Raw genomic sequence first — 11,280 nt, forward strand, 5'->3', positions numbered from 1 at the left:
ACAGCGGCTCGGCGACCACGTCCGCGCCGCTCAGCAGGCCACGCGCGTGCAGGGACCGGCCTTCACCGCCGGCAGATCGATCCCGACGGTGTCGAGCTCCTCGCGGTCCAGCAGCACGACGCCGTCCTCGACCTTCACCTGGAACACGGGCGTGCGGCCTTCATCGGGCTCGCGGGCGCAGCCGTTCTCCAGCGCGATGGTCCAGTTGTGCAGCGGACACGCGACCGCGTTGCCGAACACGATGCCCTGGCTGAGCGGCCCCGCCTTGTGGGGGCAGCGATCGAGCAGCGCATGCACGCGGTCGTCGGCGGTGCGGAACAGCGCGACCTGCGGTCCCTTCTCACGGGCGACGCGTCGCGATCCCAGCACGGGGATGTCGGCCACGGTGCAGACGGAGATCCAGTTCGTCATCGGGTGCTCCTCACGCTTGGACGGTGGCTTGAACGGTAGGCTGAACCGCCGGCTGAACGGTCGGCTGAACGCCGGACTGGACCGTGGCGACGGGCTCGAACTGCCGCACGTCGACCTGTGCCTTGGCGAACTCGAACCACGGGTCCGGCTCGCCGTCGAGCGCGAACTGCAGTTCGGCCCACAGCGCCTTGCGTCCCTCGTGGTCATCGAGGATGCGGCGCTTCACATGGTCCAGACCCACGCGACTGACGTAGTGCACGGTGCGCTCCAGGTACCAGCCTTCCTTGCGGTAGAGCTGCATGAACGCGCCGGTGTATTCCATGACCTCTTCCGAGGTCTTGAGCTTGACGAGGAAGTGCGCGACCTCGGTCTTGATGCCGCCGTTGCCCGCGACGTACATCTCCCAGCCCGAGTCCACGCCGATGATGCCGACGTCCTTGATGCCGGCCTCGGCGCAGTTGCGCGGGCAGCCGCTGACGGCGAACTTCACCTTGTGCGGCGCGTACATCCGCCACATCGCGCGTTCCAGGTCCTTTCCCATCTGCGTGCTGTCCTGGGTGCCCATGCGGCACCATTCGGAGCCGACGCAGGTCTTCACCGTGCGCAGCGCCTTCGCATAGGCGTGCCCGCTGGGCATCCCGATGTCGCGCCAGACGTCGACCAGATCCTCTTTGCGGACGCCCAGCAGGTCGATGCGCTGGCCGCCGGTCACCTTGACGGTCGGGATCTTGTACTTGTCGACGGCGTCGGCGATCCGACGCAGCTCATCGGCGGTTGTCTCCCCGCCCCACATCCGCGGGATCACCGAGTAGGTCCCGTCCTTCTGGATATTCGCGTGACTGCGCTCGTTGATGTAGCGCGACTGCGGATCGTCGACGGCCTCCTTGGGCCATGACGACAGCAGGTAGTAGTTGAGCGCCGGCCGGCAGGTCGCGCAGCCGTTGGGCGTCTTCCAGTTCAGGTGCGCGTAGACGTCGCCCAGCTTGATCAGGTGGTCCTTGAAGATGGCGTCGCGCACTTCCTGGTGGCTCAGCTCGGTGCAGCCGCAGATCGCCTTCTTCTTCGGCGCGGACGAGTAGTCGCCGCCGGCGGTGAACATCAGCAGCTGTTCGACCAGGCCGGTGCATGACCCGCAGCTCGCGCTCGCCTTGGTGTGCTTGCGCACCTCCTCCAGCGTGAACAGGCCCTTCTCCTTGATCGCCTTGCAGACGGCGCCCTTGGTGACGCCGTTGCAGCCGCAGACCTCGTCGCTGTCGGCCATCGCGGCCGCCTTGTTGTGGCCCTGGTGGCCGACGTCGCCGATGTTGCTCTCGCCGAACATCAGCTTGTCGCGGATGTCGCCGATCTTGCGGCCCTCGCGCAGCAGCTTGAAGTACCAGCTGCCGTCGACGGTGTCACCGTACAGGCAGGCGCCGACGAGCTGGTCCTCCTTGATGACCAGCTTCTTGTAGACGCCGGCAAAGGGATCGCTCATCACGATCTCCTCGGTGCCCTCGCCGCCCATGAAGTCGCCGGCGGAGAACAGGTCGATGCCGGTGACCTTGAGCTTGGTGCTGGTCTGGCTGCCGAGGTAGCGGCCGATGCCGAACTGCGCCAGGTGGTTCGCGCAGACCTTGCCCTGCTCGAACAGCGGCGCGACCAGGCCGTAGGCGATGCCGCGGTGCGCGGCGCATTCGCCGACCGCGTAGACGCGGGGATCGGTGACCGTCTGCAGCGTGTCGGTGACGACGATGCCGCGGTGGCAGTGGAGGCCGGCGCTCTCGGCCAGCGCGGTGTTGGGACGGATGCCGGCGGCCATCACGACGAGGTCGGCGGGGATCTCTTCACCGTCCTTGAAGCGGACCGCCATCACGCGGCCGTCCTTGTCGCCGATGAGGGCCTCGGTCTGCGCGCCCATGCGGAAACGCAGGCCGCGCTCCTGCAGCGACTTGCGCAGCAGGTCGCCGGCCTGGTCGTCGAGCTGGCGTTCCATCAGCCAGCCGGCGATGTGGATGACGGTGACCTGCATGCCGCGCAGCATCAGGCCGTTCGCGGCCTCCAGGCCGAGCAGCCCGCCGCCGATGACCACGGCGTGGCGGTACTTGGTCGCCGCCTCGATCATCGTGTTGGTGTCGGTGATGTCGCGGTAGCCGATCACGCCCTCGAGCTCCTTGCCGGGCACCGGCAGGATGAAGGGATTCGAGCCGGTGGCGATCAGCAGGCGGTCGTATTCGGCCTCGGTGCCGTCCTCCGCGATCACCTTGCGCTTGATGCGGTCGATGGTCTTCACCGCCTTGCCCAGGTGCAGCGTGATGCCGTTGTCCTCGTACCAGGACAGCGGATTCAGGATGATCTCGTCCAGCGTCTGCTCGCCGGCCAGCACCGGGCTCAGCAGGATGCGGTTGTAGTTGGGATGCGACTCGGCGCCGAAAACGGTGATGTCGTAGAGATCGGGGGAGATCTTCAGCAGCTCCTCCAGCGTCCGCACGCCGGCCATGCCGTTGCCGATCATCACGAGCTTCATCTTCTTCATGGCGGGTGCTCCGGCTGGGGTGTTCAGAGGCGCGAGTTCGGTGGTGGCGTTCATGCGGAGCGCTCCATGCGGAAGTTGGCGTTCGGGAGAGCCCGGCCCTCACCCCTGCCCTCTCCCGCAAGCGGGAGAGGGAGTGAGAGGGGTGCCCGCGCGGCGGTGGCAGCGGTAGCAGGGGTTGGGGTGGTGGTGGACTCGGAGGGGTGCGCGCGGCCGCCGGCGCCGACCCAGGTGCGGGTCCAGCGGGCCTGCATCACGCGCAGCAGGCCGAGCATCGCGAGCGCGAAGACGGCGAAGGCCGCGAAGCCCCACGCGTAGGTGCCGGCCCACTGCTTGGACAGGCCCATCAGGTTGGGCACCGCGCCGCCGCCGAGGGCGCCGATCTCGCCGATCATCGAACCGGCCACCGCGGTGGCGGCGGGCCAGCGCAGCGGCACGAGCTGGAAGAGCGCGCCGTTGCCCGCGCCCAGCGCGCCGAAGCAGACGACCAGCAGCGCCGTCGTCAGCACCAGAGAACCGTCGGCGAGTCCGACCAGCAGCAGCGACGCCGTCACCACCGCCAGCACCGTCGTCAGCGCGTTGATGCCGCCCCAGCGGTCCGACAGCGCGCCGCCGACGACGCGGACGGCCGCGCCCATGAAGGCGGCGAGCATCGTGAGCTGGCCGGCCGCCACCTTGGAGACGCCGAACTGGTCGTGGTAGTAGGTCGGCAGGAAGGTCGTCAGGCCGATGAAGCCGCCGAAGGTCACCGCGTACAGCAGGCTGAAGGCCCAGCCATCCTTCTCGAACAGGCAGGCGACGTGGTCGCGCAGGCCGGCGTGGGTGTCGACGTCGGGCGGCTCCTTCGCGAAGACCACCATCACGAGCATCGGCACCGCAATCGCGGCGGCGGCGATCGCGTAGACGCTCTGCCAGCCCAGCCACTGCGCCAGCGGCGGGGCCACCAGCACCGACACCGCCGTGCCCACGTTGCCGGCGCCGACCAGCCCCATCGCCAGGCCCTTGTACTTCGGCGGATACCAGCCCGAGCCCAGCGACATCGCCACGCCGAAGCTCGCGCCGGCGATGCCCAGCAGCACGCCCATCGCGAGCAGATCGCCGTAGCTCTCGACCATGAAGTAGCCGTAGCTCATGGCGACGGCGATCAGCGCCATCTCGACCAGGGTCGCGTTCTTGCGGCCGATGTACTGCGACAGCACGCCCAGCGGGAAGCGCATCAGCGCGCCGGCCATGATGGGGATGGACAGCATCAGGCCCTTCTGCGCGGCGGTGAGCTGGTAGGCCTCGCTGATGAAGGGCGCGAGCGCGCCGTTCAGCACCCAGATGCAGCAGGAGCAGGCGAAGTACAGGAACGCCGCGCCCAGGGTGGGGGCGTGGCCGGAGCGCAGGAAGGTGCGGAACGCTGCCATGGCGGAAGTGCTGTGGGTGGCTGGAAACGAAAAAAGGCCGCGTCGAGCACGGGGCTCGGCGAGGCCTTCTGACGGATGGGGCAACGGATCGCAGGCGATCCGAAGCGAAGACCGCGGGACCGTGGCCCCGCGAGGGTGCGGCGCGTCGTTGCGCCACGCCGGAGACTTCGCAAGTCGCATGCCAGCGAGCGCGACGGTCGGGATTTCTTCAACGCCGGAGCGCTGCAGGCTTATGCTGCGGCGCTTCGTCGGCGTTGCGACGCACATCCGTCGTTCGCTGCCGCCCTCCTCTGTCACGCCCTGGTTCCAGCCCCTGCCCGAGGCCATGTCCGATCCCCACGCACCGACCGGTTCCGATCCCGATGACGACGCGACATTGCCGCGTCGGGTGCTACTGCTGGGCGCCGATGCGCTGGCCGACGACCCCGGCGCGCACTGGATTGCAGCGGCCATGCACCACCCGGAGCGCGACAGCTTGGTGCACACCGCACAGGAACGGGACGCGGAGGCGTTCGTGCTCGACCTCAGCGACGCCTTCCGGTCGAACACCTCCGATTGGCTGGACGCACTCGAAGCGGCCCCGTTGAACCTGCCGGGCGTCTGCGTGGCGCCGCACGCCGACCGCCTGCCCGTCGACTTCCAGCAGCGCGCAATGGCGCTCGGCGTGCAGGTGCTCCTGGAATCGATGCCCGAACCCGCGGCGCTACGTCGCCAGCTGCGCTGGGCCATCGGCTCATTCAACCGCTTCTCGGCGCTGCGGGCACAACTGGACGATCGCAAGTGGACCGACCGCGCGAAGGGGCTGCTGATGTCGGCTCGCGAGCTGGATGAAGAGAGCGCGTTCCGCCTGCTGCGCGATGCGGCCATGCACGCGCACCTGCGTTTGGGTGAGGTGGCGCGGTCCGTCGTGCAGTCGGCGCAGCTGGCGGAAGCGGTGAACCTCGCCGGCCAGCAGCGCATGCTCAGCCAGCGGCTGCTGAAGCTGATGGCGCAGCGTGCCGCCGGCATCGAGGTCAAACGCGCGAAGGCGTTGCAGGATGAGTCCTGCGTCCGTGTGAACGCCAACCTGGCGCGGCTACCCGCGCTGGTGACGGGCCTCCCGCCGTCGACCGGCGCACCGATCCAGCTCGTCGATCCCGTGATCGACGCCTGGCATCGGCTGGAGCCCCTGCTGATCGGCAAGCCCGCGACCGAAGCGCTCGCCGCCGCCGATGCGGCCGCGCAGGATCTGCTGACGCACTCCGACGCGCTGGCGACGGCGCTTGCGGCCTCGGGCGGCGGCAAGCCGCTGCACGTCGTCAACGTCTGCGGACGGCAGCGCATGCTGAGCCAGCAGCTGGCGAAGGAGGCCCTGCTCGCGGACCTGCTGCCGGGTCGCGATCCGGTCGTGCTGCTCGACAGCCTGGATCGCTTTGCCGCGGGCCTCGCGGAGCTGGAGTCTTCGCCGCTGTCGAGCGACGCGATCCGCGCACTGCTTGCCGAAGTCGGCGCCGAATGGCTGCGGCTGATGCGCAGCGTGCGCGTCACCCACGGCCGCGAAGCGGCCGAAGGGCTGGCGCGCAGCAGCGAGGTGATGCTCGATCGGCTGGAATTGCTCACGGTGCATTACCAACAGAGTCTGCAGATCATCCTGGGCTGAAGGCTTCAGGACTTCCACGGCACGCAGTCAAGCGGCCCGTGACTCCACGTGCCGATGCCGCGTGTAGAGGAAATCGATCACCGCCTTGCGCGCATGCACGTAGGTCGGATCCTCGGCCAGCGCGACGCGATCGCGCGGACGCGCCAGCGTGACGGGCAGGATTTCTCCGATCGTGGCGGCCGGGCCGTTGGTCATCATCACGATGCGGTCGGACAGCAGCACCGCCTCGTCCACGTCGTGCGTGACCATCACCACCGTGCTGTGCGTCGCCGCGACGATCTTCAGCAGCTCGTCCTGCAGATGCGCCCGCGTCAGCGCATCCAGCGCGCCGAAAGGTTCGTCCATCAGCAGCACCTTGGGCTCCATCGCCAACGCCCGGGCGATGCCCACGCGCTGCTTCATGCCGCCCGAGATCTCATGCGGCCGCTTGAACATCGCGTGGCTCATGCCGACGAGGTGCAGCGCCTCTTCCGTCCGCGCCATCAGACGCGGACGCAGCTCGCGGCCGCCGAACACCGACTCCACCGCCAGCAGCACGTTGTCGAAGCAGGTCAGCCACGGCAGCAGCGAATGGTTCTGGAACACGACCGCGCGCTCAGGCCCAGGCCCGGCGATCTCGCGGCCGTCGCACAGCAGCCCGCCGTCGGTGGGCCGCAGCAGCCCGGCGATCAGGTTCAGCAGCGTCGACTTGCCGCAGCCCGAATGGCCGATCAGCGTCACGAACTCGCCCTTGGCGATGTCCAGGTCGATCTCGCGCAGCGCATGGAATCGGCCCTTGCGGCTGGCGAAGACCATCTCGGCCTGCTGCACACGAATGAAGGGAGTGCTCATCGGAATCTCCTTGAATCAGGAGGCCCGGAAACGGGCCGACATATCAAGCGGAGCCCGTGGAACTGGCTCTGCCAGGCCACCGGGCTCGCCCCCTTGAGGGGGCCGGCGAAGCCGGTAGGGGGTGGTCCTAATCATCGAAGCTGAAGCGCTTGGCGAGCGCCATCAACAGCCACTCCAACATCAGCCCCACGATCCCGATCACGAAGATCGCGATGATGATGTGCTGCACGTTGAGGTTGTTCCACTCGTCCCAGACCCAGAAGCCGATGCCGACGCCGCCGGTCAGCATCTCCGCCGCGACGATCACCAGCCACGCGGTGCCCACGGACAGCCGCACGCCGGTCAGCATGTAGGGCAGCACGGCGGGGAACAGGATGCGCGTCACCAGTTTCCACTCCGACAGCCGCAGCACGCGCGCGACGTTCAGGTAGTCCTGCGGCACGCGCTGCACGCCGACCGCGGTGTTGACGACCATCGGCCAGATCGAGCAGATGAAGATGGTCCAGATCGCCGCCGGATTGGCGCTCTTGAACACCAGCAGCCCGATCGGCAGCCACGCCAGCGGCGACACCGGCTTGAGCAGGCTGATCAGCGGCGACAGCATGCGGCTCGCGAATTCGAAGCGGCCGATGATGAAGCCCAGCGGGATGCCCACCGCCGCCGCCAGACCGAAGCCCAGCGCCACGCGCTGCAGCGAGTTCAGGATGTTCCAGCCGATGCCCTGGTCGTTGGGGCCGTTGCGATAGAACGGGTCGGCGAAGAGCTTGACCGCCGCGTCCCATGTCGCGCCCGGGGTCGGGAAGGCCCCGCCCTTCATCGTCGCGACCTGCCAGACCAGCCACAGCAGGCCCAGGCCGCACACCGGCGGCAGCACGCGCATCCACACGGCGCGCCAGTCGATGCCCGCGCGCGGCGGTTTCGCTGCGGCTACCGGCGCGGCGACCGGCTCGTTGGCCGCGTCGCGCGCCAGCGGCAAGGGCGTGGCGACGGAGACGGTGACCGGCTCGCCGTTCACGTCACCCGGGGAATGGAAGACAGCACTGACCATGGGGGACTCCTGCATCGATCAGAAGGGAACTGGGAGAGATCTCGTCAGGCTCGGACCTTGAACGAATCGGCGTACTTCGCAGGATCCTTCGCGTCCCACACGACGCCGTCGAACAGCTTCGCCGAGCGCATCGTCTCCTTCGGCACCGACACGCCGAGCGCCGAGGCCGCCTGCTTGTAGAGCTCGACCTGATTCACCTGGCGCGCGACGCCGAGGTAGTCCGGGTGTTCCTTGATCAGCCCCCATCGCTTGTGCTGCGTCAGGAACCACATGCCGTCGGACAGCCAGGGGAAGTTGACCTGGCCGTCGTTGAAGAACTTCATGTAGTTGGGGTCGTCCCAGGTCTTGCCCAGGCCGTTCTGGTAGCGGCCCAGGATGCGCTGGTTGATCGCGTCGACGCTGGTGTTGACGTAGGCCTTGTCGGCGATGGTCTCGGCCATCTTCTGCTTGTTGGACAGGCTGGCGTCGATCCAGCGGCCGGCCTCCAGCACCGCCATGATCACGGCGCGCGCGGTGTTGGGGTACTTCTTGACGAAGTCGCCGGTGGTGCCCAGCACCTTCTCCGGATGGTCCTTCCAGATGTCCTGCGTGGTGGCCGCGGTGATGCCGATGCCGTCGATGATGGCGCGGTGGTTCCAGGGCTCGCCGACGCAGAAGCCGTCCATGTTGCCCACCCGCATGTTGGCCACCATCTGCGGCGGCGGCACGGTGATGACCTTGGCGTCCTTCAGCGGGTTCACGCCCGCGGCGGCCAGCCAGTAGTAGAGCCACATCGCATGCGTGCCGGTCGGGAAGGTCTGCGCGAAGGTGTAGTCGCGCCTGTCCTTGGCCATGACCTTCGCGAGCGAGGCCGCGTCCACCGCGCCCGCATCCGCCAGCTTCTTCGACAGCGTGATCGCCTGCCCGTTGTTGTTGAGCGTCATCAGCACGGCCATGTCCTTCTTCGGACCGGCCACGCCGAGGTGCACGCCGTAGATCAGCCCGTAGAGCACGTGCGCCATGTCGAGCTCGCCGTTGACGAGCTTGTCGCGCACGCCGGCCCAGGAGGCTTCCTTGGTGGGGACGATCTTGATGCCGTACTTCTTGTCGAAGCCCAAGGCGGCGGCCATCACCACCGACGCACAGTCGGTCAGCGGGATGAAGCCGATGCGGACCTCCTCCTTCTCCGGCTTGTCGGAGCCGGCGGCGTACGCGCCGCCGCCCGGCAGCGCGGACAGCCCGCCCAGCGCCGCGCCGGCGGCCAGCAGCTTGCGACGCTCAGCGCTCATCAGACCCTCCTTCGAACCGTGTTGCATCCCGATCTCCAACGAAGAACTCCAGCGGAAAAACAAAAAGGCGTCGCGACCGTCCCGCTTCGTCGAAGCGGAACCGATCGGACGCCTTTGCCCAAATCTTCCAGTGTGACCCTCACGCCGTTGCGAGGGCACGAGCAGGACATTGCAGGAAGCGTGCCACGCGGTGGACGCGACGCGGTCCAGAGGGAAGCCCGCGGACGTCGGCATCGAGGGCCGGTGCGATGCACTGTCTCGCGGCACGGATGCGCCGTTGCGGTGCGTCCGGCCGTTCAGCCGCGCAGCAGCTCGTGCGCGTCGATCACGCGCCGCGCGACCTGCGCGAGCGCCTCGCCGCGGTCCATGGCGAGCTTGCGCAGGCGCTGGTAGGCCTGGTCCTCGTCCAGGCCCTGTTCGCGCATCAGGATGCCCTTGGCCTTGTCGACGAGCTTGCGCGAGGCGAGTTGTGCCTGCGCCTTGCTGAGCTCCTCGCGCAGCGCGAGGTCCTGCTCGAAACGCGCGATCGCGACGTGCAGCACCGGCGCCAGGCGCTGCGTCTGCAGACCCGCCACGACATAGGCGCTGACGCCGGCCTGGATCGCGCGGCGCATCGGGGCGCGGTCCTCGTCCTCGGCGAAGATCACCACGGGGCGCGGCATCCTCGTCGACAGCGTGGCGAGGTTCTCGAGCGTGTCGCGCGTGGGCGACTCCGCGTCGACGATGACCACGTCCGGCTGCAGCCGCAGCACGCAGTCGTGGATCAGCGTGGCCTGCTCGATGACGCCGACCACCTCGCAGCCCTGTCGCACCAGTTCGTCGCGCAGCAGGTCGACGCGGTGCGCGCCGTCGTCGATGAGCAGCACGCGCAAGCCTGCATGCGCGGCATGCTCGGGCGGCGGGCTGGCGACGGGGGCGGGCGGCGGCTTCACACCGGAGGCCGCGCAAGTTCCGTGCCTCCTCTCGTCCGCCGGGCCCGCAGCAAACATCGCTCCTGGACCCGCGCAAGCGGCATGCCCACGGTCCTGCCAAGAGGGGGCCGCGAAAGAAGGCGCTTGGCCGTACCGTCGCGGACACGGCGGCGCCCACGCCGCGCAGGGAGACATGCCATGCGTTCCATCCTCCGCCTGTCCGCGCTGCCGATGCTGTGTGCGCTGCTAGCTCAGATCGCGATGGTTCCGGCCGTCGCCGCCACCACGTTCACGGCGGGCTACCAGTACGAGATGGCCGTGCCCGGCGTGAATCGCGCGGACGTGTGGAGCGGTGCCGTGCGACCGGACAGCCCGCTCTTCTATGTCGAGTCCATCGTCACGCCCGGCGGCCTGCCCGCCACCGGTGTGACGCAGCTCGGCGGCGGTGGGCTGGCCACCTATGGTCACGTGAACTCGACGAGCTTCGGCTTCACCGGCATGCGGACCGAGTTCCCGAATCAGAGCACCTACCTGCATGCCGACACCACGAACGCGATGAGCGACAGCTTCGTCATCGATTGCGCCGGCTGCACCGCCGGCGCGATCGGCAGCCTGTCGTTCCGCGTCTACTGGGGCGGCGGCGGACTGCGCGAGGTCGTGACGACCGTGCCCGGCACCGCGCTGAGCGGCTATGTCGCCGACATCAACTGGTCGAGCAGCTTCCAGATCCGCGCCGACGGCGTGCCAGATCCCTTTCCGCCCGATCAGCCCGGGCCGCCCAATCCCGGTCGGCTGGGTCTGGACTATTACTTCCTGGAGACCGAACGCAACGGCGAGCGCCGGATCGAAGAAAGCCCGCGCGTCTCGGCGGGGCTGCAAGAGCTGTCGATCCGGTTCGTTTTCGGCCAGCCCATCCACATCGACATGAGCCTGCGCGCAGCGGTACTGGGCGCCGTCTATTCCGGCGAGGACCAGACCAGCAGCTTCGATGCGATCGTCAACCAGATCAGCGCCTACGGCCAGATGTACTGGGACGGCATCACCGGCGTGTCGACCGCGGACGGACAGCGCATCGACGCCTTCACCGCCGTCAACCAGGTCGGCGTGGACTATGCGCGTTCGCTGGAGTTGCCCATCCTCCAGATCGTGCCCGAACCGGGCACCTGGGCGCTGATGCTGGGCGGGCTGGCGCTGATGGGCGTGGTCGCGCGCCGCCGCGTCCACGCGCTGCGCACGGCCATGGTGGAGACAGTG

At 68.5% G+C, this 11,280-nt stretch carries 9 protein-coding genes; 2 read left to right on the top strand and 7 right to left on the bottom strand.

Features of this window, described 5'->3' with window-relative positions:
• Window positions 1-30 precede the first annotated feature (30 nt).
• The 3 genes from nirD to VF536_RS10040 are packed head-to-tail and all read right to left on the bottom strand — an operon-like array spanning window position 31 to window position 4,329.
• Window positions 31-411: a nitrite reductase small subunit NirD gene (gene nirD / locus VF536_RS10030; RefSeq protein WP_331614699.1), complete on the bottom strand. Its 381-nt coding sequence runs from the start codon at window positions 409-411 to the stop codon at window positions 31-33.
• A 10-nt stretch (window positions 412-421) separates the two neighbouring features.
• Window positions 422-2,923, bottom strand: coding sequence for a nitrite reductase large subunit NirB (nirB, locus tag VF536_RS10035; protein WP_331614709.1), 2,502 nt, complete (start codon window positions 2,921-2,923; stop codon window positions 422-424).
• A gap of 50 nt (window positions 2,924-2,973) precedes the next feature.
• The gene (locus VF536_RS10040) at window positions 2,974-4,329 is read right to left on the bottom strand and encodes a nitrate/nitrite transporter (RefSeq protein ID WP_331614700.1); all 1,356 of its coding nucleotides are present in this window, start codon (window positions 4,327-4,329) and stop codon (window positions 2,974-2,976) included.
• A 232-nt stretch (window positions 4,330-4,561) separates the two neighbouring features.
• Between VF536_RS10040 and VF536_RS10045 the strand changes: the two genes are divergently transcribed.
• Window positions 4,562-5,968: a type IV pili methyl-accepting chemotaxis transducer N-terminal domain-containing protein gene (locus VF536_RS10045; protein ID WP_331614701.1), complete on the top strand. Its 1,407-nt coding sequence runs from the start codon at window positions 4,562-4,564 to the stop codon at window positions 5,966-5,968.
• A gap of 27 nt (window positions 5,969-5,995) precedes the next feature.
• Here VF536_RS10045 and VF536_RS10050 read toward each other — a convergent pair whose 3' ends face one another.
• The 4 genes from VF536_RS10050 to VF536_RS10065 all read right to left on the bottom strand — a co-directional run bounded on the left by VF536_RS10050 (window position 5,996) and on the right by VF536_RS10065 (window position 10,047).
• The gene (locus VF536_RS10050; protein ID WP_331614702.1) at window positions 5,996-6,799 is read right to left on the bottom strand and encodes an ABC transporter ATP-binding protein; all 804 of its coding nucleotides are present in this window, start codon (window positions 6,797-6,799) and stop codon (window positions 5,996-5,998) included.
• A 127-nt stretch (window positions 6,800-6,926) separates the two neighbouring features.
• The gene (gene ntrB, locus VF536_RS10055) at window positions 6,927-7,847 is read right to left on the bottom strand and encodes a nitrate ABC transporter permease (RefSeq protein ID WP_331614703.1); all 921 of its coding nucleotides are present in this window, start codon (window positions 7,845-7,847) and stop codon (window positions 6,927-6,929) included.
• Window positions 7,848-7,891: 44 nt separating this feature from the next.
• Window positions 7,892-9,115, bottom strand: coding sequence for a CmpA/NrtA family ABC transporter substrate-binding protein (locus tag VF536_RS10060; protein ID WP_331614704.1), 1,224 nt, complete (start codon window positions 9,113-9,115; stop codon window positions 7,892-7,894).
• A 296-nt stretch (window positions 9,116-9,411) separates the two neighbouring features.
• On the bottom strand, window positions 9,412-10,047 hold the full coding sequence (locus VF536_RS10065; RefSeq protein ID WP_331614705.1) for an ANTAR domain-containing response regulator: 636 nt from the start codon (window positions 10,045-10,047) through the stop codon (window positions 9,412-9,414).
• A 177-nt stretch (window positions 10,048-10,224) separates the two neighbouring features.
• Here VF536_RS10065 and VF536_RS10070 point away from each other — a divergent pair.
• On the top strand, window positions 10,225-11,280 hold a 1,056-nt coding region (locus VF536_RS10070; protein WP_331614706.1), incomplete at its 3' end, for a PEPxxWA-CTERM sorting domain-containing protein.

Origin of the sequence: Roseateles sp., assembly GCF_036486225.1 — a bacterium.
GTDB lineage: Bacteria > Pseudomonadota > Gammaproteobacteria > Burkholderiales > Burkholderiaceae_C > Roseateles.

What these genes read in the sequence shown, in the direction of transcription:
- nirD (WP_331614699.1), bottom strand. Translation starts at nt 411, where the DNA reads ATGACGAACTGGATCTCCGTCTGCACCGTGGCCGACATCCCCGTGCTG.
- nirB (WP_331614709.1), bottom strand. Translation starts at nt 2,923, where the DNA reads ATGAAGAAGATGAAGCTCGTGATGATCGGCAACGGCATGGCCGGCGTG.
- VF536_RS10040 (WP_331614700.1), bottom strand. Translation starts at nt 4,329, where the DNA reads ATGGCAGCGTTCCGCACCTTCCTGCGCTCCGGCCACGCCCCCACCCTG.
- VF536_RS10045 (WP_331614701.1), top strand. Translation starts at nt 4,562, where the DNA reads ATGCTGCGGCGCTTCGTCGGCGTTGCGACGCACATCCGTCGTTCGCTG.
- VF536_RS10050 (WP_331614702.1), bottom strand. Translation starts at nt 6,799, where the DNA reads ATGAGCACTCCCTTCATTCGTGTGCAGCAGGCCGAGATGGTCTTCGCC.
- ntrB (WP_331614703.1), bottom strand. Translation starts at nt 7,847, where the DNA reads ATGGTCAGTGCTGTCTTCCATTCCCCGGGTGACGTGAACGGCGAGCCG.
- VF536_RS10060 (WP_331614704.1), bottom strand. Translation starts at nt 9,115, where the DNA reads ATGAGCGCTGAGCGTCGCAAGCTGCTGGCCGCCGGCGCGGCGCTGGGC.